The organism is Streptomyces sp. NPDC002156, assembly GCF_053593675.1.
On record NZ_JBSFDA010000004.1, the window covers coordinates 46,773 to 70,893 of the forward strand.

A 24,121-nucleotide genomic window follows, 5' to 3' on the forward strand; every position below is an offset into this window, starting at 1 on the left:
GCCTCAGCCGGTGTGCACGCGCGGTCGGCGGGCCCGGTCCGGTTCCGCCTCGCGCAGGACCTCGCGGGTGACGGGGGCGACCTCGCCCTGGCCGAAGAGGAAGAAGCGGAGGAAGTTGGCGAACGGGTTTCCCTCGGTCCACTCGAAGTACATGTGCGGCGTGCAGCCGGTCGTGTCGCGGACGTGCAGGAGCAGTGCGGCCAGGGCGTTGGGGATGGAGGCGGACTCCAGGGTCAGGACGCGGTAGCGGTTGTGGAGCACTTCGCCGCGTACGGTCAGACCCGCCTCGAACTCGGAGGGGTCGGTGACCGTGACCTCGACGAAGACGAAGTCCTCCTGGTCCGGCATGTCGTTGTCCTGCCGGATCTGCTCGATCTTGTCGCGGTACTCGGCCTTGTCGCGCTGGTCGGGCTCGTTCGCGATGAAGCGGATCTTGCGGCTGGCCATGTCCCGGATGAAACGTTCCGCCATGTCGTCCAGTTCGACATGTGTCACGCGCAGCTCGAAGGCGCGGGCCAGCCGGGAGAGCAGGGAGACCAGGATGATGCCCGCGATGAAGCAGGCGCCGATCTTCACACCGTCGGGGCGTTCGATGACGTTCACGACGGTGACGTAGAGGAAGACGGCCGAGATGACGGCGAAGCCGATGGTCCAGTTGCGCTGGCCGGCCTTGCGGGCGGCGATGGTCACGGCGATCGCCGCCGAGCTGATGAGCACCAGCACGCCGGTGGCGTACGCGCCGCCCTGGGCGTCGACGTCCGCGTCGAAGATCCAGGTGACGAGGAAGCCGATGAGGGTGAAGACGATGACCATCGGGCGCACGGCGCGGGCCCAGTGCGGGGCCATGCCGTAGCGGGGGAGGTAGCGCGGCATCAGGTTGAGGAGGCCGGCCATCGCCGAGGCGCCCGCGAACCAGAGGATGGCGATCGTCGACACGTCGTAGACCGTGCCGAAGGCGCTGCCCAGGTACTCGTGCGCGAGGAAGGCGAGCGCACGGCCGTTGGCCTGGCCGCCCGACTCGAACTCCTTCTCCGGGATCAGCAGGGTGGTGATGAAGCTGGTGGCGATCAGGAAGACGCTCATGATGACCGCGGCGGCCGTCAGCAGCTTCTTGGTGTCCCGGATACGGCCCTTGGGGCTCTCCTCCGTGTCGCTGTCGTCGCCCCTGACGTGCGGCATCACCGCGACACCGGTCTCGAAGCCCGACAGACCGAGCGCGAGCTTCGGGAAGACGATCAGCGCCACGCCGACCATCACGAAGACGTTGCCGTGCTCGGCGGTCAGGGCGGTGGACCAGTCGGTGATCACATGGCCCTCGGTGACGACGTGCCACAGGCCGACGGCGATCACCACGACGTTCAGCCCGAGGTAGACGGCGACCAGGGCCACCGCGACGCCGATGGCCTCCAGAAAGCCCTTGAGGAAGACCGCGCCGAGCAGCGCGACCAGGACCATGGTGATCAGCACCTGCTTGTCGTGCAGCGCACTGGTCAGATGCGGGTTCTCGACCAGGTGGGTCGAGGCGTCGGCGGCCGACAGTGTGATGGTGATCAGGAAGTCCGTGGCGGCGAAGCCCAGCAGCGTCAGGACGAACAGCTTGCCCTGCCAGAAGGAGAGCAGCCGCTCCAGCATCGCGATCGAGCCCTCGCCGTGCGGACTCTCCTCGGCCACGCGCCGGTAGACGGGCAGAGCGCCGGCCAGAGTGACGATCACCAGCACGATGGTGGCGATCGGCGACAGCAGCCCGGCCGCGAGGGCCGCGATGCCCGGCTGGTAGCCGAGAGTGGAGAAGTAGTCGACACCGGTGAGGCACATGACCCGGTACCAGGGCTGGCCCTTGTGGACGGGGGCCGGCTGGGCGTGCGGTCCGGTGTGGCCGGCCGGCTTGCCCATGTCGGACAGGCCTTCCAGCATCCATGCACGTAGACGCCGCTGTGGTCGTTCGGTGATGGCCATCGGCGTGCTCCTGGTGCGTGGTTCGGCGCGGGGTTCGGGCCATCACGCGGACGGCCGCACCAGCGTAAGCAGAGAGTGACGTCTTGGCCCACGGGAGAGCGCTCCGAGGGCGTCAAGACTCCGTTAAGAATGGCCAGGTATGTCCCAGCCGGTGGCGCGACTGGTCGGAGACAGCCTTGCCTCTATCCGCTAACATAGAATAATTAGGTAGATGAATGGGCTGATGCTGGCGAGGAGTGGCCGTGGACTTCGGGCTGACCGACGAGCAGGACCTGTTGCGCGCGACGGCACGGCAGTTCGTCGCCGACGTGTGCCCGGCCGAGAAGGCCAAGCAGTGGGACGAGGAGAGCGCCGTACCGCCCGAGCTGTTTCGTGGGATGGCCGAACTCGGTTGGTTCTCGCTGCCGTTCAGCGAGGAGGAGGGCGGCGACGGGGGCGGACCGCTCGAACTCGTCCTCATCGCCGAGGAGCTGGGACGGGCCAGTTTCGATGTCGCCATGTGCTACATCGGGGTGCTCATCCCCGGGCTCACGGTGTTCCGCTGGGGCAACGAGGCACAGCGCGACTTCATCCGGGCCGAAGTGATGACGGGGCGCCATCGGCTCGCCGTCGGACTCAGCGAGCCGGACAGCGGGTCCGACGCCGCCGCGCTGCGTACCACCGCCGAGGACCACGGGGACCACTTTCTCGTCCGGGGGCAGAAGGCGTGGTGCACGGGCGGCGGACTGCCCGACACGACCATCGCCACCTATGTGCGCACGGGGCCGCGCGAGCCCAAGCACGGCGGTATCAGCCTGCTGCTCGTCGATCCGTCGACGGAGGGTGTCGAGGTGCGCCGGACGCCGACGCTGGCCCGGCACATCCTGGGCACCAACGAGGTGTTCTTCAACGACGCCCTGGTGGCCAAGGAGAACCTCGTGGGTCCGCGCGACGAGGGCTGGAAGGTGATGCTCACCAATATCGAACTGGAGAAGGTGATCATCAGCGGCGGCTATCTGGGGGCCGCCCAGGCCACGCTCGACGAGATGCTCGAATACTCCCGAACCCGGCACGCCTTCGGCCGTCCGATCGGCAACTTCCAGGCGCTCGCCCACGCCATGGCCGATCTGCAGACCGAGATCGACTCCGCCCGGCTCCTCGCCTACCGCGCCGCCTGGCTGCTGGCCCAGGGCAAGCCCTGCACGCGCGAAGGGTCGATGGCGAAACTCAAGGGTTCGGAGACGTACGTGGCCGCCGCCCGGCTCGGGATGCAGGTCTGCGCGGGGCACGGCTTTTCGACGGAGAGCGTGATGAGCTTCCGCTACCGGGAGTCGATCGTCGCCACCATCTCCGGGGGCACCAGCCAGATCCAGCGCAACGGGATCGCCCGGAGCATGGGGCTGCGCTCCTACTGACCCGCGGTGTCGCTTGTGGAGTCCTCCGCCTGTCCGGCCAGCCACTTCGCGTGCCGCGCGTAGTGGCTCTGGTCGCGGGTCACCCAGATCCCGGAGGCCCGGGCCAGTACGGCCCCGCCCGGCGCGAGCGTCAGCTCACCCGTGATGTACCAGCGCGACCCCTCACGCCGGTCGGCCCACACCCGCAGCTCCAGCGGCCGTTCCACCGGCACCGGCTTCACGAACTTCACCGTCAGCTCGGCCGTCACGCTCATCACTCCGTGCAGCAGCGGGAGGTGGCCGAGACAGTCGTCCAGGACGGCCGCCGTCCAGCCGCCGTGCGCGACATCGGGCCCGCCCTCGTGGGAGCGCGGGCAGCTCAGCTCGAACCACGCCACGCCGTCCTCGTCGAGCCGCTCGCGTTCCACTCCGAGCCGGCAGGCCCCGAGGGCACGGCACCCACCGCAGAGGGTCACGCCCTCGGCGGTCCGGGGCGGCTCCGGCATGCCCGTCCCCGCCCAGTGCCCGTTCGGTGCCGTCACTCCGGTCCCGCCGGATCCCGTCGTCGACATGATGTGCTCCTCGGTGCCTGTCTGTCCGTCCATCTGTCTGTCCGTCACGCGTCGGCGAGCAGCGGGCGCAACTTCCCCGCGATCAGCTGCACTTGGCGGGCGACCATCTCCTCCGGCATCCCGGCCAGGGAGGCCCACAGGAACACACCCTCGACGGGCAGCCCTGCCACATACTCCTTGATGGCGTCCGCGACGGTCTGCGGGGTGCCGTACAGGAACTGGCCGACGCCGGTCGCGCTCAGCCCCGTCTCCCGCCATCGCTCGGGGTCGATCGGCCGGGGTGCGGGCTGGTCGGTGCCCTCCACCATGTACCGGCGGTAGCTGTCCCACTGGTACGCCAGGTGCTTGCGGACCACCGGCCAGTCGCCGTCGGGGTCCTCGGTGACGAACGTCGTGAACGAGCCCTGCATCCGGCCCGCCGACACGTCGTACCCGCTCTCGGCGAGCCCTTCCCGGTAAGGCGTCAGCAGCGCGGGGTTGAGCGACAGCAGGCCCGTGCCCAGCCGGCCGGCCCGTCGGGCGCCCTGCGGGCCCTGGTAGCCGAGCCAGATCGGCAGCGGATCCTGGACCGGGCCGGGGGTGACCAGGGACTCGGCCCACAGGCCGCGGATCTCCCGTACCCGCTGGTCGGTCGTCGTGTAGCGCCTGGTGAGGTCGCCGCCGTACAGCCGGTACTCGGGCACCCGGTAGCCGGTGCCGAGGCCGAGATCCAGACGGCCGTCGCTGATGATGTCCACGATCGCGGCCTGTTCGGCGATCTCCGGGGCCGCGTGCAGCGGTGCGGGGATGACGGCGGTGCCCAGACGCACCCGGTGCGTGCGGGCCGCCGCCGCGGCCGCCATGGTGAGCGGCTGGGGGAGATAGCCGTCCTCGAAGCCGTGGTGCTCGGAGAACCAGACCGAGTCGAGGCCGAGGCGGTCCGCCTCCTCGCACATCTCCAGGGCGAACCCGTACACCCGGGACCAACTCTGTTGCCAGGGCGGGGGATTGCGCAGGTCGAAGTAGATGCCGACTCTCATGAGCGGCCACCTCCCTTGGTGTTGTCGTCGGCCAGGCGGACCGTCGCGCGGGCGACGCTCACGCCGTCCCCGGGCGGCAGCAGCCGTACCGGGCGCAGTTCCAGTGCCTCGATCTCGGGGAGGTCCTCGACCATCGCCGAGATCCGCAGGACGGTTTCCTCCAGCGCCGCCAGATCCACCCCCGGGCCGCCCGCCCGGCCGTCCAGCAGCGGAGCCGCCCGCAGCGAGCGGACCATCTCCCGCGCGTCGCGGTCGCTGAGCGGGGTGACGCGGTGCGCGACATCCGCCATCAGGTCGGCGTAGTCCCCGGTGAGCCCGAAGGCGACCACCGGACCGAAGACCGGATCGGCACGGACGGAGAGGAACGCGTCCGGGCCGGGTCGCGGATCTGGGTGTGGCTCGGTCTCGCGTACGGCGATTCCGTACGCGTCCAGGAGTTCGGCGGCGACCGCCGGAGGGAGCGGGCCGGGAGTGCAGGCAGCGATCAGCGAGCGGGCGCGCTCGGTGTCGACGCCCGCGAGGTCCGGGATGACGCCCGCAGGGGTGCTGCGCCAGGCCTGGTACGCCGCCGCGTGTCCGAGGGAGACGGCCGCCGCCTCGGGGAACGTGTACGTCGGCACCACCAGGTCGCCCCGGTGCAGGAGGTCGGCGACGCCCGCGTCGCCCAGGAAGCTGGCCACCACCGGTTTGTCGGGGCGGGCCGAGGCCGCGTCGAGAATCGCCGACGCCACCTCGTCGGGCTTGTCGGCCAGCGGCGGCATGAACAGGACGACGGCCGCGTCGATGCCGTCGTCGGCCAGGACGGCGTCCAGGGCCTGCCGGTAGTGCGCGGCGGTGGCCGTCGGGGTCAGGTCGACCGGGTTGGCCACGTCCGCGCCGGGCGCCAGGGCCGAACGGAGCGTCGCTCGCGTGCGCTCAGCGAGCGCGGGTACGCGCAGACCGCTCGCCGCGCACGCCCCGACCGTCAGCGCCGCCGGTCCGCCCGCGTTGGTGACGACGGCGACCCGGTCGCCGGGCGGCGGAGGCTGATGGGCGAGCAGCAGGGCGACGTCGAACAACTCCTGGAGACCCCGGGTACGGATCACCCCGGACTGGGCGAACAGCGAACTCACCGCCGAGTCCGCGTGGCCCGGATGCACCGCGACGATCGGCTTGCGCGGGGCGATCCGGCGGGCGACGCGGGCGAACCGGCGCGGATTGCCGAAGGTCTCGACGTGCAGCAGGATCACCGAGGTCCCCGGGTCCTCCTCCCACCACTGGAGCAGGTCGTTGGTGGACACGTCCACGGCGTGCCCCACCGACACGAACCCGGAGAATCCGAGCCGCAGCCGCTTGGCGAAGTCGAGCACCGCGAGCCCCAACGGCCCGGACTGACTGGACATCGCCACCCGGCCGGGCATCGGCAGAGCGGGCGAGAAGGTCGCGGCCAGCCGCGCGGCGGGCGTTGTGTTGACCACGCCCATGCAGTTGGGGCCCACCAGCCGCATCCCGGAGGCCCGGGCGAAGCGGGCCAGCTCCAGTTCGGTCGCCCGCCCCTCGGCCCCGGTCTCCCCGAAGCCGGTCGAGACGACGACCACCGCCCTGACACCGGCGTCCGCGCACTCCCGTACGACATCGGGGACCGCCCCCGCCCGTACGGCCACCAGCGCCAGGTCCGGCGGCTCGGGAAGGTCCCGGACGCTCGCGTACGCCCGTACCCCGGCGATCCGTTCCGCCCGCGGGTTCACCGGGAACACGCCGCCGCCGAAGCCGCCCCGCAGCAGGTTGGCGACGATCTCGTGGCCGATCGTCAGCGGATCGCGGTTGGCGCCGATCACGGCGACCGACCCCGGCTCAAGCAAGGGCCTGAGCGACCGTCGTACGGCCGTGTGCTCGCGGCGCTCGGCGCGGGCCACGGCCAGGGCCTGCGGGTCGATGGCGATCTCGAAGTGGATGATCTGACCGGGCGGCCCGGCCTCGATCCGGTAGCCGGAGCCGAGGAAGACGTTGATCATCCGAGTGTTGTCGGCGAGGACGTCGGCCTCCAGCACCCGGATGCCCCGGGCACGGGCGGCGGCGGCGATGTGCTCCAGGAGCAGCCGGCCGAACCCCTCGCTCTGGTGGTCGTCCCGGATGGTGAACGTGACCTCGGCGTGCTCCGGTTCCTCCGGGTCGCGGACGTAGCGCACCAGGCCGGCGATCTCGTCACCGGCCAGGGCGACGAGGGCCAGCTCGTTGAGATAGTCCACGTGGGCGCCGCGCCGGATGACGTCGTCGCGGGCGCGGACCACCGGGCCGAGCGAGCGGTAGGCCAGGGTGGCCCGGGACAGCCCGCCGACGAACGCGACCAGCCGGTCGGCGTCCTCCGGCCGGATCGGCCGGACGAAGGTCGACCGCCCGGTCCTGACGAGCCCGGGCCGTTCAAGGTCCTCGGGGTAGGAGTCCCCGGCGTGCGGGTCTTCGGGGTACGGGGGAGTGGTCACCGGAGGGCCGCCGTCGGCGCCGTTCAGACGGCCGCCTCCTGGGGAGTCTGCTCCGGCAGCTTGAAGAGTTCGTTGAAGGTGCCGCGCGTGACACGGTCACGGGTCTCGTCGGACACACCGTCGAACAGCTCGCGGAGCGTGGACTGGGTGTGGCCGTAGGTGCCCTCCAGGTGGGGGTAGTCGTCGCCCCACATCACATTGCGGTAGCCGGTCGCCTCGACGATCTCCACCGAGCTGCGGTCGTGCTGGAAGGATGCGTACACCTGCTGCCGGACGATCTCGCTGGGCAGTCGGCTCAGCTTCGGCCGGACGAACATGCCGTGCTGGCGGTACGCCTCGTCCATCCGGTCGCCGATGACCGGCACCCAGCCGGCGCCGCCCTCGGCGATGAGGATCTTGAGGTCGGGATGGCGGTCCAGAGCGCCGCCCGCGACCATGTGGGACACCACGCGCATCCCCGGATAGGTCGTCTCCATGTAGTTGACGACCGCGCCGCCGGGTCCGCGGAAGACGACGTTCTGGGCACCTGTGCCGATGTGGAAGCCGAGCACCATCCCGGCCCGCTCGGCTGCCGTCCACAGTGGCTCCCAGCGGTCGAGCGCGTACTCCTCGCCCTCCCGAGTCGAGCACGGCAGGAAGATCGCCTTGAAGCCCAGTTCCGCCGCCCGCTCCAGCTCGGCGACCGCGTCGCCGACGTCGGCCGTCGAGACACAGGCGGTGGTGATGACCCGCTTGTTCTTGCTGAGGATCTCCTCGTGCGCCCAGTCGTTCCAGGCGCGGACGGTCTCCCGGGCGAGTTCGCGGTCGGTGATCGACACGAGCCAGAACCCCATGGAGGGGAAGGCCAGTTGGGACCAGACGCCCTCCTGGTCGAGGTCCTTGAGGCGGACCTTCAGGTCCCAGGCGCCCGGCGGACGCATGGCGTCCATGAAGTCGCCGAGCTGGCGGTCGATGCGCTCGCCGTCGATGTAGAGCATCTCGTACTTCTCGCCGCGCTCACTGCGGGGGGCGCGGGCCCCGAGCCGTGCGGGCAGCCGCTCGGTCCATACGTCGGCGGGCTCCATCACGTGGGAGTCCCCGGAGTTGACCCAGATCTTCGACATGACGCTCCTTCGGGCCAATAGATGTAATCAGTTAGCGATTTTAGTTGTATGGCGGGCTGAAAGGAAGGCCGGAAGGGTGAGAGATCAGCTTCGGCGCCGCTCGATCTCGTCCACCAGCGCGGGCAGCACCTCGAAGAGGTCCCCGACGACGCCGTGGTCGGCCAGCTCGAAGATGGGGGCGTCGGGGTCCTTGTTGACGGCGACGATGGTCCTGGACGTCTGCATGCCCGCCCGGTGCTGGATCGCGCCGGAGATACCGGCGGCGAGATAGAGCTGCGGAGACACCTGCGTGCCCGTCTGGCCGACCTGGTGGCTGTGCGGGTACCAGCCCGCGTCCACGGCGGCACGCGACGCCCCGACCGCTCCGCCCAGGGCGTCGGCGACCCGCTCGACGAGGGCGAAGTTCTCGGCCCCGTTAACGCCCCGGCCGCCGGAGACCACGATGTCCGCCTCGGTCAGCTCGGGACGGTCGCCGCGCTCCCGCCGGGTGCGGGACAGGACCTGGACACCGGCGGAGGCCGGGCCGAAGACGATGTCCTGCTTCTCGACGACGGGTTCTGCGGGGGCGGGCTCGGGCGCGGTGGCGTTCGGCTTGACGGTGATCACCGGTACGCCTCGCGTGACGTGGGCGGTGACCTGGTGCGTCGCCGCGAACGCCGACTGCTCGGTCACCGGTCCTTCCGGCCCGGCGGTGACGTCGACGGCGTCGGTGATCAGGCCCGAGTCGAGCCGGAGCGCGATCCGGGCGGCGGCCTCCTTGCCGTCCGGTCCGGACGGCAGCAGGATCGCCGCCGGGTCGGTGCGCTCGGCGATCTGGGTGAGGGCGTCGACGACGGGGGTCACGAGGTACTCGTCGACCTCGGGGGCGTCCACGACGTAGATCTTCCGCGCGCCGAACCGGCCGAGGGTCTCGGTCGCGGTGTCAGCTCCCGGCCCCAGGAAGACGGCCGAGGGTTCGCCCAACCGGCGGGCCAGGGTGAGCAGTTCGAGGGTCGGTTTGCGGACCACGCCGTCGGTGTGGTCGACGAGGACGAGGACTTCGGCCACGGGGGTGCACTCCTCTTGCCGGGGAACGGGAACAGGAACGGGAACGGGGGAAGGGGCAGCGGTGGGTCGGGGCAGGGCTGAGCGGCGTCAGATGAACTTCTGGGCGGTGAGGAACACGGCCAGTCCGGCGGCGCCCGTGCCCTCGTCGACGACGATCTCGCCCTTGGTGCGCGGCGGACGCCTGGCCGCACTGTCCACGGCCGAGCGTGCGCCGGCCCGGCCCACCTGCGCGGCCTCGATCCCGAGGTCGGCCAGGTCGAGGGTCTCCAGCGGCTTCTTCTTCGCGGCCATGATCCCCTTGAAGGACGGGTAACGGGCGTCCCCGGAGCGGTCGGTCACCGACACGACGGCCGGCAGGTCGCCCTGGATCCGTACGGTCGCGCCGTCGCCCTCGCGCCGGCCCGTCACCGTTCCGTCCTCGACCGCGACCTCTTCGAGATGGGTGACGGCCCGGACGCCGAGCCGCTCGGCCAGCAGTGCCGGTACGACGCCCATGGTGCCGTCCGTCGAGGCCATCCCGCACAGCACGAGATCGAAGCCGTGCCGCTCGATCGCCCTGGCCAGGACGAGCGACGTACCGAACGCGTCGCTGCCCTCGATGTCCGCGTCGTTGACATGGATCGCCGAGTCGCCGCCCATGGCCAGCGCCTTGCGCAGCGCGTCCCTGGCGTCGTCGGGGCCGACGGTGAGATAGCTGATCTCGGTGCCGGCGTCCGACTCGGCGATCCGCAGGGCCTGTTCGACCGCGTACTCGTCGAGCTCGGACAGCAGTGAGTCGACCGACGCGCGGTCGGTGGTGCCGCCCTCGGTGAAGGTGCGGTCCGCCGTCGCGTCGGGCACGTGCTTCACACAGACAACGATCTTCACGGCGCCCTCCTGTTGGCTTAATGAGTTCTAATAGTTAACTATATAGATCGGCGGAGCGCGAGGTCTGGCCTTGAATCCGTCGAATTGGTTGACTGATTGCGCTGATAGCTGGAAGATCTGGGCACTGAGCCGCGAGGAGGCGCCATGGTCGGTGACAGGGACACCGGGGACAGGTACTTCGAGCCCCAGGTGGAGACCATGCCCCGCGAAGAACTGCGGGCGCGGCAGGAGGAACGGGTCCTGGAACTCGTCGAGTACGCCTACGGCAACTCGGCCTTCTACCGCGAACTCTGGGACGCGCACGGGGCACATCCGCGTGACATCCGGACCCTGGACGACTTCCGGGAACGGGTGCCGTTCATCACCAAGGACATGGTGCGCGCCTACCGGGCCCGCACCGGCGACCCCTTCGGCGGTCTGCTCTGTGTCCCGGTCGAGGAGCTGACCTCGGTCTCCTCCAGCTCGGGCACCACCGGCGACCCGGAGTTCTTCGCCGAGATCTGGCAGGACGCCCCGCCCCTGGTGACCGCGCAGGTGCGTGACCTGTGGGAACTCGGCCTGCGCCCGGGGGACCGGGTGCTGAGCCCGCCGGGCACCTTCCGCAACCTCATGGACCCCGGATATCAGGCGCTGGGCGCCGTGGTCATCGAGGTCGACACCTGGATCGGGCGGATGCACGAGGTCGTCGAGGCACTGCGCACCTACCGGCCCGCCTACCTCCAGATGATGTATCCGCAGATGGTGGAGCTGGAGCACCTGGCCGAGAAGACGGACCTGAAGGAGGCGTTCTCCTCCCTCAAGGGTGCCTCCTGCGCCGGGCAGCCGCTCAGCCGGAAGATGCGCGAGCGGATCCGCGACGACTGGGGCATCGACGTCTACGAGTACACCAGCGCCGCCGACACCGGCACCGCCTGGGAGTGCCGTGAGCACGACGGCTTCCACCTCTGGGAGGACACCGTCTTCGCCGAGTGCGTCGAGGTCGACGAACACGGCGGATGGAACGACGCCCCGGAGGGCGACCTCGGTGAGCTGGTCGCCACCGACCTGGACAACAGGGCGGCGCCCCTGATCCGTTACCGCAGCGAGGACCTCGTCCGCCTCTCCCGGGACACCTGTGGCTGCGGACGGACGCACGCCCGGATGTGGGTGGCCGGGCGGCGCGGCGACGAGACGCTGGTCCACGGGCGTTCCGTCGTCCTGCGGGACGTCTGGCAGGCCGTGGAGGACCAACCGGAGACGGTCGCCGGAGTCTTCCAGATCGTCCGGGACCGCCGCGAGGTCGACGAACTGCGGCTGCGCGTCGGCTACGACCCCGCACTCACCGGCGATGTCGACGCCCTGGCCGGCCGGCTCAGCGAGGCCGTGCGCGAGCGGACCGGCGTCAAACCGGTCCTTGACATGCGCACCGAGGAGGACCTCTTGAAGACCATGACCAGCGTCGCCAAGTTCCCCCGGGTGGTGAAGAGTTGATGGCCCGCGCCGACACCCTGGCCCGCGCCAGGGAACTCGACCGCCCCGAACTCGCCTACCTCGTACGCTTCCCCGCCGCCGACGGTATGACGGACATGGAGCTGACCTGGGCCGAACTTGCCCGGGACACCGAGTGGGTCACCGAACGGCTCCGCGAGCACGGCCTCGCCGCGGGACAGCGGGCGCTGCTGACCACCTCCGGCTTCGAGGGTTTCTGGGGCCACGCGGTGATCGGCGCCCTGCGCACCCTGAAGGTGACCTACGGCATCGCCGAGGCGATGGGGTGGGACCACCGCCGTACCTCCGTCTTCCACCGTGAACTCGCCCCGCACGCGGTCATCGGGCTGTCCGCCGAGACCCTGGAGGGGCTGGCCGGCGGCGCCGACATCGGCGAACTGTTCCGGTCGACGTCCGTCGTCCTGGCCCGGCCCGCCGCCGTACCGCTGCTGCGCGGGGCGGGAGTGCCCGCCGCCCTGATCTCTGCCGTCGGACCCGCCCTCGCGCTGGAGTGCCCCGAGCGGGCCGGCGCGCACGTCAACGCCGCCGAATGGCGGGTCGGCGAGCGGGACGGGCAGCTGTCCGTGGCGGCGGGGGAGGGGCGTGTCTCGCCGCTGTCCGAGACCCCGCTCGGCATCGCGGGTCGTGTCGTCACCGGCCGGTGCGCCTGCGGCAGCGAGAACCCCCGGGTTCTGCTCGCCGAGGCGAACTGGCCGCATTCATCGAGGAGTTGAGGATGTCAGAAGGAGTGGTCGACGGCCGGGTCGTGGTCGTCACGGGCGCCGGCAACGGGATCGGCCGGGCGCACGCCCTGGCGTTCGCCGCGCACGGGGCGAAGGTCGTGGTCAACGACCTGGGCGGCTCGCGCGACGGGGCGGGCGCCTCGGCCGGACCCGCCCAGACCGTGGTGGACGAGATCGTCGCGGCCGGCGGCGAGGCCGTGGCCAACACGGACGACATCTCCACCTGGGAGGGCGCGGCCAGCCTTGTCCAGCAAGCTGTGGACACCTACGGCGGCCTGGACGTGCTGGTCAACAACGCGGGCATTCTGCGCGACCGGATGATCGTGTCGATGACCGAGCGGGACTGGGACAGCGTGCTCGCCGTCCATCTCAAGGGCGGTTTCGCCACCCTGCACCACGCGGCCGCGTACTGGAGGGAACGCGCCAAGGCCGGTCACGACAACGACGCCCGGGTCATCAACACGACCTCCCCGTCCGGCATCTTCGGCAACCCCGGACAGTCCAACTACGGCTCCGCGAAGGCCGGCATCGCAAGCCTCACCCTCATCGCCGCCGCCGAACTCGCCCGCTACGGCGTGACGGTGAACGCCATCGCGCCGACCGCGCTCACCCGGCTGACCGAGGACATCGAGATGATGAAACGGGCCGCCGAGGCGGAGGACCTCACCCCCGAGGCCATCTCGCCGCTCGTCGTGTGGCTGGGCTCGGCCGCCTCGCGCGAGGTGACCGGCCGGGTGTTCGGCGTCGTCGGCAACCGGATCACCGTACTGGAGGGCTGGGTCAACGGCCCCGCCGCGAGCGCCGAGTCGCGGTGGACACCGGAGGAGTTGTCCTCGGTCGTCCCGAACCTGGTGGCCAAGGCGGCACCGAACGCCGACGCCCTGGGCAACCGGAACGGGGCGTGAGATGACATCGACGACCCAACGGCCGGTGGCCGAGGGCCTGTTCACCTGGCCGCCCGATGACTCCGCGCCCCTTCGGCTGATCGGTTCCGAGTGCACGGCGTGCGGCCTGGTGAGCTTCCCGGCGGCCGCCGACTGCGTCCGCTGCGCGAGCACGGAGTCGAAGGAGCGGCTGCTCGCCGACCGCGGCACGCTGTGGACGTACACGACGCAGGACTTCCGCCCGCCGTCCCCGCCCTACGACGGCCCCGAGACCTTCGAGCCCTACTCGGTCGGCTACATCGAACTCCCCGGCGAACTGCTGGTCGAGGCCCGCCTCACCGAACCCGACCCGGAGAAGCTCCGGATCGGACAGGAGATGCGGCTCACCCTCGTGCCGTACACCGTGCGGGACGACGGCGCCGAGGTCATGGCGTTCGCGTTCACCCCCGTCGAGGAGTCCGCCCAGTCCGAGGAGGAGACATCGTGACCGAGGCCGTCATCATCGGCGTGGGGCTCCACCCCTTCGGCCGGTTCGCCGGGAAGCCCGCGCTGGACATGGGCGCGGACGCGGTACGGCTCGCGCTCGCCGACGCGGGCGTCAACTGGCCGCAGATCCAGGGCGGTTACATCGGCAGCTACGAGGTCGCCAACCCGGACGCCATCGTCGGGCGGCTCGGTCTCACCGGCATCCCGCTGCGCGGCGTGTTCAACGGCTGCGCGACGGCCGGTACGGCGGTGGCGCTGGCCGCCCGTGCCATCGAGACCGGCGAGCATGACCTGACGATCGCGATCGGCCTCGACAAGCACCCGCGCGGCGCGTTCGCCGCCGATCCGTCCGTGGCGGGCATCCCCTCCTGGTACGGACAGACGGGGCTCTTCCTCACCACCCACTTCTTCGGCATGAAGATCAACCGCTATATGCACGACCACGGCATCTCCCACGAGACGCTCGCCCGCGTGGCCTCGAAGAACTTCCGCAACGCGGCCGGGAACGAGAAGGCCTGGCGCCGTACACCCCTCACACCCGAGGAGATCCTCGCCTCCCCGGTCCTCAACTACCCCCTCCGCCAGTTCATGTACTGCGGCCCGAACGAGGGCGCGGCGGCCCTGGTGCTGTGCCGGGCCGACCAGGCACACAAGTACACGGGGAAGCCCGTACGGGTCCGCTCCACCGCCCTGCGCAGCCGCAGGCTCGGCGCCTTCGAGGTGCAGAGCCCGTCGTTCCCGGTCGGAGAGGCCGTCGAGAGCCCGACCGTGGACGCGTCCCGGGCGGCGTACGAACTCGCGGGCATCGGTCCCGAGGACGTGGACGTCGCCCAGCTCCAGGACACCGACGCCGGGTCGGAGATCATCCACATGGCCGAGAACGGCCTCTGCAAGGACGGCGAGCAGGAGCGGCTCGTCGCCGAGGGCGCCACCGAGATCGGCGGCCGGCTCCCGGTCAACACCGACGGCGGCCTGCTCGGCAACGGCGAGCCGATCGGCGCGTCCGGGCTGCGGCAGATCCACGAGATCGTCCTCCAGCTGCGGGGCACGGCGGGCCCGCGCCAGATCCCCGGCACGCCCCGCGTCGGCTACACCCACCTGTACGGCGCGCCCGGCGCGTCGGCGGTGACGATCCTCTCGACCTGAGGGAACACGCTCATGGACCAGGACATGCAGGACTTCGCCGCCGAGGTGCGCCGCTTCCTCGACGCCCACGCGGCGAAGACCCCCGACCGCACCGCCCTCACCTGGGGCGAGGGCGACGACTCGATGGCGTACTTCAGCAGCCTTCCGCCGGACGAGGAACGGGAGTCCGTGTGGCGGGCGCGCGAGTGGCAGCGCATCCGGTACGAGAACGGCTTCGGCTGGATCACCGGACCCGTGGAGTACGGCGGCCGGGGCCTGACCCCCGTCCACGACCTGCTCTACGACGCCGTCGAGTCGGAGTACGACGTCGCCGACACCGGCGTACTGAGTGTGATCGGACTCGGCATGATCGGGCCGACGATCCTGGCCCACGCCCAACCGCACATCAGGGAGCGCTGGTTGCCCGCGATGTACCGCGGGGACGCCATCGCCTGCCAGCTGTTCAGCGAGCCCGGCGCGGGCTCCGACCTGGCGAGCGTGGCGACCAGGGCCGTCCGGGAGGGCGACGACTGGGTGCTGAACGGGCAGAAGGTGTGGACCTCGGTCGCCCAGCACAGCGAGATCGGCCTCGCCCTGACCCGCACGAACCCGGACGCGTCCAAGCACCGAGGCATCACGGCCTTCCTGGTCCCCATGGACGCCCCCGGCGTCGAGGTCCGGCCGCTGCGGCAGATGACCGGCGGCGCCGACTTCAACGAGGTCTTCCTCACCGACGTACGCATCCCCGACGACCACCGCCTCGGCGAGGTCGACGGCGGTTGGAGCGTCGCCCTGACCACCCTGATGAACGAGCGCGACACGGTCGGCAGCGAGGGCGCGGGCCCGGTCGCCGCCGCCCTCTCCCCGGACCACCTCTCCGCGCTCATGCGCGCCACCTGGACCTGGGACGACCGCGCTCTGCGTGCCCGTCTCGCCGACCTCCTCGTCGACGCGCTGGCCACCGGCTACCTCAACGCCCGCGCCCAGCGCACCCTGCGGGCGGGCATCGCGCCCGGGCCCGAGAGGTCCGTCGCCAAGCTGATGTACGGTCAGAACCTCACCAGGGCCGCCCACTTCGTCGCGGACTGTCTCGGCCCCCGCATCGTCGCCGACACCGGCAGATGGGGGACGTACGCCTGGTCCGAACTCCTCCTCGCCACCCCGGCGTTGCGCATCCTCGGCGGTACCGAGGAGATCATGAAGAACATCCTCGCGGAACGGGTCCTCGGTCTGCCGAAGGAGGCACGCGCATGAGCGCCGACGAGCGGGAACTGATGGAACTCCGGGCCTCTGTACGGGAGTTCCTGGCGGTCAAGTCACCCGAGGAGGCCGTGCGCAAGCTCATGGAGAGCGAGCCGCGTTTCGACCTCGACGTGTGGGCCCAGGCGGCCGACCAACTGCGGCTGCCTGGCCTGGTGATCCCGGAGGAGTACGGCGGCGACGGCTTCGGCCCGGTCGAACTCGGCGTCGTCCTGGAGGAGATGGGCCGCGCCCTGCTCTGCTCACCCTTCTTCGCGACGGTCGTCCTCGCGGCCCAAGCCCTGTTGGCCTCCGGCGACAAGGCGGCCTGCGCGCGTCATCTCCCCGGCATCGCGGCCGGGCAGACCACCGCGACCCTCGCGGTCGCCGAGGACGACGGCTCCTGGGACCCGGCCCTGATCACCGCCCGCGCGGTACCGGACGGGAACGGAGACGGAGGCTGGCGGCTGAGCGGCCGCAAGTCCTTCGTCATTGACGGTACGACGGCCGACCTGGTCGTCGTGGTCGCCCGTACCGTCGCCGGTCCGTCGTTCTTCACGGTGGAGCGGGCCTCCGCCGACGTAACGGCCGAGGCGATGGAGACCCTGGACGCCACCCGGGCCATGGCCCGGCTGACCTTCGACGCCGTCCCGGCGACGCTCGTCGGCCCGGAAGGGGCGGGCGGACGGATCATGGCCAAGGTCCTCGACATCGCCACGGTCGGGCTGGCCGCCGAGCAGGCGGGTGGAGCGCGCCGGTGCCTGGAGACGAGCGCCGAACACGCCCGTACCCGGCACCAGTTCGGCCGGCCGATCGGCTCCTTCCAGGCCGTCAAGCACAAGTGCGCCGACATGCTCGTCCAGGTGGAACTGGCGGAGGCGGCGTCCAGGGAGGCGGCGCGGCTGGCGGCCGAGGGCGCCGAGGATTTCCCGGTCGCCGCGGCGGTGGCACACGCGTGCTGCTCACGGGCGTACATGTTCGCCGCGATGGAGAACATCCAGGTCCACGGCGGCATCGGCTTCACCTGGGAGCACCCGGCCCATCTGTACTTCCGCCGGGCCAAGTCCTCGCAGCTGCTGTTCGGCGGCCCGGCGGTGTACGGCGAACGACTGCTGGACCGGCTCGGTATCTGACGGCCACAGACAGCTGAGGGCCCCGGGGATTCCCCGGGGCCCTCAGCTGTCGTTCTGCTCAGCCGCGCGCGGCCTCGCCCAGCAGTGCCTTCGCGATGATCACCTGTTGGATCTGGCTGGTGCCCTCGTAGATCCGGAACAGCCGGGCGTCGCGGTAGAAGCGTTCGACGGCGACCCCGCGCATATAGCCCGCGCCGCCGTGGACCTGCACCGCACGGTCCGCGACCCGGCACACCATCTCGCTGGCGAAGTACTTCGTGCAGGACGGGCCGATCTTGGTGTCCGTTCCGGCGTCGAAGGCGCGTGCGGCCTCCAGGACCGTGGCGCGGCCGGCGTAGTAGTCGGTCTGCGCATCCGCGATCAGACCCTGGACGAGCTGGAAGGAGCCGATGAGCTTCCCGGACTGCCTGCGGGTGCTCGCGTACGCCACCGACTCGTCGACCAGGCGCTCGGCCATGCCGACCATCAGCGCGGAGATGTGCACCCTGCCGTGCGCGATGCAGCCCATCGCGGTGCCGAAGCCCCGGTTGAGGCCCTGCTCCTCACCGCCGACCAGCGCCTCGGCCGGGACCCGGACGTCGTCGAAGTACACGTCCGCCGTCCAGGCCCCGAACTGGCCCATCTTGTGGTCCTTGGGAGCCACGGTGAGGCCCGGAGTGCCTGCCGGTACCAGGAAGGTCGAGATGCCACGGGTGCGAGGGGCGTCCGGGTCGGTGCGGGCGAAGACCATGAAGACGTCGGCGAGCGGCGCGTTGGTGATGTACCGCTTGGCCCCGTTGATCACCCAGTCGTCGCCGTCCCGGCGGGCCCGGGTCGTCAGCGTCGACGGGTCGGATCCCGCCTCGGGCTCGGTCAGCGCGAACGACGCCAGGACTTCGCCCGAGGCGATCCTCGGCAGCCAGTCGGCCTTCTGTTCCTCGGTGCCGCCGACCATCAGGACATGGCCCGCGATGCCGTTGTTGGTGCCGAACATCGAGCGCAGCGACGGGGTCGTGTAGCCCAGCTCGAACATCAACTGGGCCTCCTCGTACATCGACAGGCCCAGACCGCCGTACTCCTCGGGCAGCGCGAAGCCGAACAGGCCCATCTTCTTCGCCGCCTCGCGGATGTCCGCGGGCATCTCGTCCTTCTCGTCGATCTCCTCCTCCAGCGGCACGACGCGGTCCCGGACGAAGCGCCGGACCTCGGACAGCACCGCGGTGAAGTCATCCGCGTCCATGTGGTCTCCCTTGCCCATCACTTGTCTGTCTCGTTGGGCTTCTCGTCGGGCCGGTAGCAGACCGCCAGCAGTGCCGCCGCGCTCACCGTGCCGATTCCGGCGGCCAGCAACGCGGGCCCTACACCAGTGCGTTGGCGCCGCAGCAGCCCGTCCAGCGAGTACCGTCCGTTGCCCAGGGCGGCGAGTGCGACGGCCGCGCCGCCCACCACACCGGCGTACTCCCAGCCGCCCTTGAAGACGAAGAAGCCCTTGCCGCGGTGGTCGGTCCGCGCGGCCACGGTCATCAGGCCGACGGCCGCCGCGGCGGGAAGCGGCCCCGCCGCGCCCAGGGTGATGCCCACCCCGGCCGCCAGTTCCGTCCCGGCGGCCATCCGGGCGTGCACCTCGGCCGGTCGCAGGCCGAGTGCCTCGAACCAGCCCGTGGTGCCCTTGAGGCCGCCCGGCCCGGCGACCTTGTTCCAGCCGTGCGCGACGAGCATCGGGCCGAGCGTCGCGCGCAGCACGAGAGCGGCGGTGTCGTGGCCCCTCACTGGCCGACCCCTGTAGCTCGTCCGGCGGGCGCGACGCCGTACAACTGCGGTACGGCGTCGACCAGTTCGTCGTACGTGAGGGCCTTGCCGGACTCGCTCGGGTGGACCCCCGCGACCGTCCAGCCCTCCAGCCGGTTGAGCCGGTTGCCCTCGATGCGCAGGACCTGGCCGGTCAGCCAGGCCGAGCTGTCGGAGGCCAGATAGACGACGACCCCGGAGGCGTTGGCGGGATCGCGCGGGTCGAAATCGGCGGAGGCCTGAAGGGATTCGCCGACGGCCAGTCCGTCCGTCATCCGGGTCGCCGCGATGGGTGAGATGGCGTTCGCGGTGACACCGTACCGGCGCATCTCCAGGGCGGTGAGGACGGTGAGTCCGGCCGTACCGGCCTTCGCGGCACCGTAGTTGGACTGTCCCTGGTTGCCGAACAGGCCGGTCCCGGACGTCGTGTTGATCACGCGCCCGGCGACCCGCTCACCCCGCTTCGACGCCTCCCGCCAGTACGCGCAGGCGTGCCGGGTGAGCGCGAACGTGCCCTTCAGATGCACCGCGATCACGGCGTCGAACTCGGCCTCGCTCATCGAGAACAGCATCCGGTCGCGCACGATCCCCGCGTTGTTCACGACGATGTCGAGGCGGCCGAACTCCGTGACGGTGTCCGCCACCATCGCCTGGGTGGCCGCCCAGTCCGTCACCGAGGCATAGTTGGCGACCGCCCGCCCGCCGAGCTTGGTGATCTCGGCGACGACCTCGTCGGCGGGGGAGTCGCCGGTCCGCTCGCCGTGTACGCCCGAGCCTAGGTCGTTCACGACCACGGTCGCGCCGGCCTCGGCGAGTGCCAGACAGTGCGCCCGGCCCAGGCCTCTGCCACCGCCGGTGACGATGGCGACCTTGTCGTCGAGGATGCCCACGTCCTGCCTCCTGCTGTAAGGGGATGTCAGTGAAGTTCGCGGAGTACGTCGTCGGTGTGCTCACCGAGGGTCGGCGCGCCGGCGCGGGGTTTGTCGTCGACTCCCCAGAAACTGACGGGAGTCGCGACCGTCCGCAGTGGCGGCGCGTCACCCATGCCGGGCTGCTCGACGAACGCCCCGACGGCCTCCGCCTGCGGATCGGCCGCCACCTCCGCCAGCGTCTGTACGGGCGCCCACCACACGCCCTCGGCGTCGAACCGCTCCGCCCACTCGGCCAGCGTCCGCCGCGCGAACTCCGCGTCGAACTCGGCGATCAGCTCGCGTACATGGCCACGCCGGGCCTTGCCGGTCGCGAACCGTTCGTCCGTCTCCAGGTCGGCGCGGCCGAGTGCCTTGACGACTCCGGGCCAGTGCCGGTTGCCCTCCAGACCGACGAGCCAGAACCAGCGGTCGTCGGCCGTCCGGTAGCTGTTGTAGAGCGGGGACTCGTGTTCGGTGCGGGGACGGGTACGGCCGCGCTTGCCGAAGAAGTTCTGCAGGGCGAGGTCGTTGCCGTTGGCGTACGCCCCGGAACGCAGCAGGGACACGTCGACCACACCGCCCTCGCCGGTGCGTTCCCGGCGCAGCAGCGCGGCCAGCACCCCCGCGACCAGGTTCGACGCGGCCGTACGGTCGCCGAGGCCGGGCCGGATACCGGGCGGTGGCTCACCGGCCGGGTTGAGCATCGCGGCGATGCCGGGGCGGGCCCAGAAGGCGGAGACGTCGTACCCGGCCCGGTCGCGCTCGGCGCCCGTCCAGCCATATCCGGTCAACGTGCCGACGACCAGGCGGGGGTGGCGGGCCCGCAGTTCGTCCGGCCCGAGGCCCAGTCGCTCCAGGGCGCCGGGGCGCAGGTTGGTGACGAAGACGTCGGCGCGCTCCAGCAGCCGCTCCAGCGCGTCCTTGCCGTCCTCGGCGCGCAGGTCGAGAACGATCCCGCGCTTGCCCCGGTTGTCGGTTTCGAACGGCGGTGCGCTGTCGATGTCCTGACCGACATGCCGGAGCGTGTACCGGTTGGGATCCCCGGTCGGCGCCTCGACCTTCACCACGTCCGCGCCCCAGTCCGCGAGCATGGTGGCCGCGGCCGGAGCCGCCACCCACATGCCCAGCTCGACGACGGCAATGCCTTCCAGTGGCCGCACGACCCACCTCCCTGTCTCTCCGGTACGCCTGCTACACACCGCGGAAGTCGCCGGGTCGGTGCTCCCGGAAGGCCTTGAGTCCCTCGGCCCGGTCCTCGGTGGAGAACAGCACCGAGACGGTCTCGCGCTCGTACGCGATCGCCGCCTCCAGATCCATGCCGAGCCCGTGCCCGATCAGCCGCTTGCCCGCCGCGAGTGCCAGCGGAGCACCGGCGGCCAGCGTGGCGGCCAGTGCCTCGGCGACGCTCAACACCTCACCGGGCTCGGCCAGTTCGTTGACCAGCCCGAGCGCGTGAGCCCGCTCCGCGTCGATCGGTTCGCCGGTGAGGATCATCTGCTTCGCGATCGCCGGCGGCAGGAGCCGTGGCAGCCGCTGGGTCCCGCCCGCACCCGGCAGGACGCCGAGCTTCATCTCCGGCAGCCCGAGCCGGGCACCCCGCTCCACCACGCGCAGATCGCAGGCGAGCGCCAGCTCCAGACCACCGCCGAACGCGAACCCGTGCACGGCCGCCACGGAAGGCTTGGGGAACTCGTCGAGCAGCGCGAACGCCTCCGTCAGCCGGCCCACGAAGGCCCGGAACTGCCCGGGCGAGGTGAACGACTCGATCTCCCCGAGGTCGGCACCGGCCGAGAAGGCCCGCCCCGCGCCGGTCACCACGAGGGCGCGTACGTCGTCGTTGTCGCGTACGGCGTCGAGGGCTTGCTCCAGCCGCTCCACGGTCTCCGAGCCGATGGCGTTGAGCTGCCGGGGCCGGTCGAGGGTCAACACGGCGAGTCTGTCGCGGAGTTCGACACGCAGCACGGTGCTCACCTCAGACCATCGTGAGGCCGCCGCTGACCGAGAGCGTCTGCCCGGTCATATAGGCGGCGTCGTCGGACGCGAGGAAGGCCACCACACCGGCGATCTCGCCCGGCTGGGCGACACGGCGCAGCGGGATGGCCCGCACGGTCGCGTCGTACATCTTCTGGCTGTACTCGGCGACCTGCCCGAGCAGCGCGGTCTCGGTCGGACCCGGGCAGACACTGTTCACGGTGATGCCGTGCCGGGCGACCTCACGGGCGAGCGCCTTGCCGAAGGCGATGACCCCGCCCTTGGTCGCGGAGTACACGGCCTCGCCGGAGGAGCCGACCCGGCCGGCGTCCGAGGCGATATGGACGATCCGGCCGCCGCCGCGCTCGATCATCGGGTCGAGCACGGCCCGGGTCACCGTGATCGTGCCGCGCAGATTGACGGCGATGATCCGGTCCCAGGTGTCCTCGGTACTGTCGACGAACCGCCCGATGACGTCGATGGCCGCGTTGTTGACCAGGACGTCCACGGGACCCAGCTCGACGGCCACCCGCTCGACGGCGGCCCGTACGGCCGCGCTGTCGGAGATGTCCGCGCCGACTCCGGTGGCCCGCACTCCGTACCGCTCGGCGAGCCGGGCCGCGACCTTCCCCGCCGCCTCGGCATCCAGGTCACAGACCGCGACCGAGGCTCCGGCGGCGGCCAGCGCCTCGGCGATCGCCTCGCCGATACCGCGTCCCGCTCCGGTGACGAGTGCCACCTTGTCCCGTACGCTCACGCGCCCTCCCTCGCCCAGTCCCCGATACAGCGCTATCGTATAACTACTTCAGCTAAATAAGCGAGATGCCTGAGTGGAGTCGAGTATGCGCCGGACGATCTTCACCGCGGAACACGAGCAGTTCCGGGACACCGCCCGCACCTTCTACCTGCGGGAATGCGTCCCGCACACCGAACAGTGGGAGCGGGACGGACAGGTGAGCCGTGCCGCCTGGGCGGCGGCGGGCAAGGCCGGGCTCATCGGCTGGCAGTTCCCGGAGGAGTACGGCGGTCAGGGGATCTGGGACTTCCGCTACAACGCGATCATGGCGGAGGAGATGGCGGCCACCAGCTCGGTCGGCATCGGGCTCGGCCTGCAGAACGACGTCCTCCCGCCCTACCTCATGCACCTCACCAGCCCGGAGCAGAAGGCTCGTTGGCTGCCCGGGGTGATCAGCGGCGAGACGATCTGCGCGCTCGCGCTGTCGGAGCCGTCCGCCGGATCCGACCTCAAGGGGATCCGCACCACCGCCCGCCGGGACGGCGACGAGTGGGTGATCGACGGCTCCAAGACCTTCATCACCAACGGCATCCTGGCCGACCTGGTCATCGTCGCCTGCAAGACCGACCCGGACGCCGGCCACAAGGGCATCAGTCTGATCGTCGTCGAGCGCGGCGCCGAGGGCTTCGAGCGTGGGCGCAAGCTCGACAAGGTCGGGATGAAGGCCCAGGACACCGCCGAACTCTTCTTCCGCGAGGTCCGCGTCCCCGCCGAGAATCTCATCGGACAGGAGGGCCGCGGTTTCTACCACATGATGGGCAACCTCCCCACCGAGCGCCTCGCCATCGCCGTCTCCTCCCTCGCGGCGGCTGAACGGGCCTACGAACTGGCCCTGGAGTACGCCAGGACCCGTACCGCCTTCGGTCAGCCGATCGGACAGTTCCAGGCCAACAGGTTCGCCCTCGCCGACATCAGGGCGAAGCTGAGCGTCGCCCGGGTCTACATCGACGGCTGCATCATGGCCTTGTTCCAGGGCGAGTTGACGCCCGAGGAGGCCGCCGCGGCCAAGTACTGGACCTCGGAGACCGGCTGGGAGGTCATCGACCGCTGTATGCAGCTCTTCGGCGGCTACGGCTACGTCAACGAGTACGAGATCGCCCGCATCTGGCGGGACAGCCGTGTGCAGCGGGTGTTCGGCGGGACCTCGGAGATCATGCAGGAGATCATCGGGCGGTCGCTGGGACTGTGACAGGGGGGCTG

The 24,121-nt window shown here is 70.9% G+C and carries 22 protein-coding genes; 9 read left to right on the forward strand and 13 right to left on the reverse strand.

Features of this window, described 5'->3' with window-relative positions; genetic code table 11:
- Window positions 1–3: 3 nt before the first annotated feature.
- Complete coding sequence (locus ACWCRB_RS03285) at window positions 4–1,956, reverse strand: APC family permease (protein WP_450994380.1); 1,953 nt, start codon at window positions 1,954–1,956, stop codon at window positions 4–6.
- A 242-nt stretch (window positions 1,957–2,198) separates the two neighbouring features.
- Between ACWCRB_RS03285 and ACWCRB_RS03290 the strand changes: the two genes are divergently transcribed.
- On the forward strand, window positions 2,199–3,350 hold the full coding sequence (locus tag ACWCRB_RS03290) for an acyl-CoA dehydrogenase family protein (RefSeq protein WP_389346993.1): 1,152 nt from the start codon (window positions 2,199–2,201) through the stop codon (window positions 3,348–3,350).
- Here ACWCRB_RS03290 and ACWCRB_RS03295 read toward each other — a convergent pair.
- The 6 genes from ACWCRB_RS03295 to ACWCRB_RS03320 all read right to left on the reverse strand — a co-directional run bounded on the left by ACWCRB_RS03295 (window position 3,344) and on the right by ACWCRB_RS03320 (window position 10,381).
- Window positions 3,344–3,934 carry a PaaI family thioesterase gene (locus ACWCRB_RS03295; RefSeq protein ID WP_450994381.1) on the reverse strand — a complete coding sequence of 197 codons (591 nt, stop codon included), beginning with the start codon at window positions 3,932–3,934 and terminating at the stop codon, window positions 3,344–3,346. The genes ACWCRB_RS03290 and ACWCRB_RS03295 overlap by 7 nt on opposite strands.
- A gap of 11 nt (window positions 3,935–3,945) precedes the next feature.
- Entirely contained in the window at window positions 3,946–4,920 is a 975-nt protein-coding gene (locus tag ACWCRB_RS03300) for an LLM class flavin-dependent oxidoreductase (RefSeq protein ID WP_450994382.1), read from the reverse strand.
- Complete coding sequence (locus ACWCRB_RS03305; protein ID WP_450994383.1) at window positions 4,917–7,382, reverse strand: bifunctional acetate--CoA ligase family protein/GNAT family N-acetyltransferase; 2,466 nt, start codon at window positions 7,380–7,382, stop codon at window positions 4,917–4,919. The genes ACWCRB_RS03300 and ACWCRB_RS03305 overlap by 4 nt, the downstream gene beginning before the upstream one ends.
- A gap of 23 nt (window positions 7,383–7,405) precedes the next feature.
- Window positions 7,406–8,485 carry an amidohydrolase family protein gene (locus ACWCRB_RS03310; RefSeq protein WP_369031403.1) on the reverse strand — a complete coding sequence of 360 codons (1,080 nt, stop codon included), beginning with the start codon at window positions 8,483–8,485 and terminating at the stop codon, window positions 7,406–7,408.
- Window positions 8,486–8,569: 84 nt separating this feature from the next.
- Entirely contained in the window at window positions 8,570–9,532 is a 963-nt protein-coding gene (locus ACWCRB_RS03315; RefSeq protein WP_450994384.1) for an electron transfer flavoprotein subunit alpha/FixB family protein, read from the reverse strand.
- Window positions 9,533–9,619: 87 nt separating this feature from the next.
- On the reverse strand, window positions 9,620–10,381 hold the full coding sequence (locus ACWCRB_RS03320; protein WP_450994472.1) for an electron transfer flavoprotein subunit beta/FixA family protein: 762 nt from the start codon (window positions 10,379–10,381) through the stop codon (window positions 9,620–9,622).
- A gap of 162 nt (window positions 10,382–10,543) precedes the next feature.
- Here ACWCRB_RS03320 and ACWCRB_RS03325 point away from each other — a divergent pair, with 162 nt between their 5' ends.
- The 7 genes from ACWCRB_RS03325 to ACWCRB_RS03355 are packed head-to-tail and all read left to right on the forward strand — an operon-like array spanning window position 10,544 to window position 17,476.
- Window positions 10,544–11,869 (forward strand): phenylacetate--CoA ligase family protein, encoded by a 1,326-nt coding sequence (locus tag ACWCRB_RS03325; protein ID WP_450994385.1) that lies wholly within the window; start codon window positions 10,544–10,546, stop codon window positions 11,867–11,869.
- A complete protein-coding gene (locus ACWCRB_RS03330; protein WP_450994386.1) occupies window positions 11,869–12,600 on the forward strand; it encodes a hypothetical protein in 732 nt (243 codons plus the stop codon). Before ACWCRB_RS03325 ends, ACWCRB_RS03330 begins: the two co-directional genes overlap by 1 nt.
- Before the next feature lie 2 nt (window positions 12,601–12,602).
- Window positions 12,603–13,514, forward strand: a complete 912-nt coding sequence (locus ACWCRB_RS03335) for an SDR family oxidoreductase (protein ID WP_450994387.1) — start codon at window positions 12,603–12,605, stop codon at window positions 13,512–13,514.
- Window position 13,515: 1 nt separating this feature from the next.
- Entirely contained in the window at window positions 13,516–13,980 is a 465-nt protein-coding gene (locus ACWCRB_RS03340) for a Zn-ribbon domain-containing OB-fold protein (RefSeq protein WP_450994388.1), read from the forward strand.
- Window positions 13,977–15,125 carry a thiolase family protein gene (locus ACWCRB_RS03345; RefSeq protein ID WP_450994389.1) on the forward strand — a complete coding sequence of 383 codons (1,149 nt, stop codon included), beginning with the start codon at window positions 13,977–13,979 and terminating at the stop codon, window positions 15,123–15,125. The genes ACWCRB_RS03340 and ACWCRB_RS03345 overlap by 4 nt, the downstream gene beginning before the upstream one ends.
- A gap of 12 nt (window positions 15,126–15,137) precedes the next feature.
- Complete coding sequence (locus tag ACWCRB_RS03350; RefSeq protein ID WP_450994390.1) at window positions 15,138–16,358, forward strand: acyl-CoA dehydrogenase family protein; 1,221 nt, start codon at window positions 15,138–15,140, stop codon at window positions 16,356–16,358.
- On the forward strand, window positions 16,355–17,476 hold the full coding sequence (locus ACWCRB_RS03355) for an acyl-CoA dehydrogenase family protein (protein WP_450994391.1): 1,122 nt from the start codon (window positions 16,355–16,357) through the stop codon (window positions 17,474–17,476). Before ACWCRB_RS03350 ends, ACWCRB_RS03355 begins: the two co-directional genes overlap by 4 nt.
- Window positions 17,477–17,534: 58 nt before the next feature.
- Here the strand turns inward: ACWCRB_RS03355 and ACWCRB_RS03360 are convergent, their stop codons facing one another.
- The 6 genes from ACWCRB_RS03360 to ACWCRB_RS03385 are packed head-to-tail and all read right to left on the reverse strand — an operon-like array spanning window position 17,535 to window position 22,882.
- Window positions 17,535–18,695 carry an acyl-CoA dehydrogenase family protein gene (locus tag ACWCRB_RS03360; protein WP_450994392.1) on the reverse strand — a complete coding sequence of 387 codons (1,161 nt, stop codon included), beginning with the start codon at window positions 18,693–18,695 and terminating at the stop codon, window positions 17,535–17,537.
- Between the two features lie 17 nt (window positions 18,696–18,712).
- Window positions 18,713–19,225, reverse strand: a complete 513-nt coding sequence (locus tag ACWCRB_RS03365) for a DoxX family protein (RefSeq protein ID WP_450994393.1) — start codon at window positions 19,223–19,225, stop codon at window positions 18,713–18,715.
- Window positions 19,222–20,133, reverse strand: a complete 912-nt coding sequence (locus ACWCRB_RS03370; protein ID WP_450994394.1) for an SDR family NAD(P)-dependent oxidoreductase — start codon at window positions 20,131–20,133, stop codon at window positions 19,222–19,224. The genes ACWCRB_RS03365 and ACWCRB_RS03370 overlap by 4 nt, the downstream gene beginning before the upstream one ends.
- A gap of 26 nt (window positions 20,134–20,159) precedes the next feature.
- The gene (locus ACWCRB_RS03375) at window positions 20,160–21,314 is read right to left on the reverse strand and encodes a CaiB/BaiF CoA transferase family protein (protein ID WP_450994395.1); all 1,155 of its coding nucleotides are present in this window, start codon (window positions 21,312–21,314) and stop codon (window positions 20,160–20,162) included.
- A gap of 31 nt (window positions 21,315–21,345) precedes the next feature.
- Window positions 21,346–22,125, reverse strand: coding sequence for an enoyl-CoA hydratase/isomerase family protein (locus ACWCRB_RS03380; protein WP_450994396.1), 780 nt, complete (start codon window positions 22,123–22,125; stop codon window positions 21,346–21,348).
- 1 nt (window position 22,126) lies between these two features.
- The gene (locus ACWCRB_RS03385) at window positions 22,127–22,882 is read right to left on the reverse strand and encodes an SDR family NAD(P)-dependent oxidoreductase (RefSeq protein WP_450994397.1); all 756 of its coding nucleotides are present in this window, start codon (window positions 22,880–22,882) and stop codon (window positions 22,127–22,129) included.
- An 85-nt stretch (window positions 22,883–22,967) separates the two neighbouring features.
- Here ACWCRB_RS03385 and ACWCRB_RS03390 point away from each other — a divergent pair, with 85 nt between their 5' ends.
- The gene (locus tag ACWCRB_RS03390) at window positions 22,968–24,110 is read left to right on the forward strand and encodes an acyl-CoA dehydrogenase family protein (protein ID WP_450994398.1); all 1,143 of its coding nucleotides are present in this window, start codon (window positions 22,968–22,970) and stop codon (window positions 24,108–24,110) included.
- Window positions 24,111–24,121: the final 11 nt, after the last annotated feature.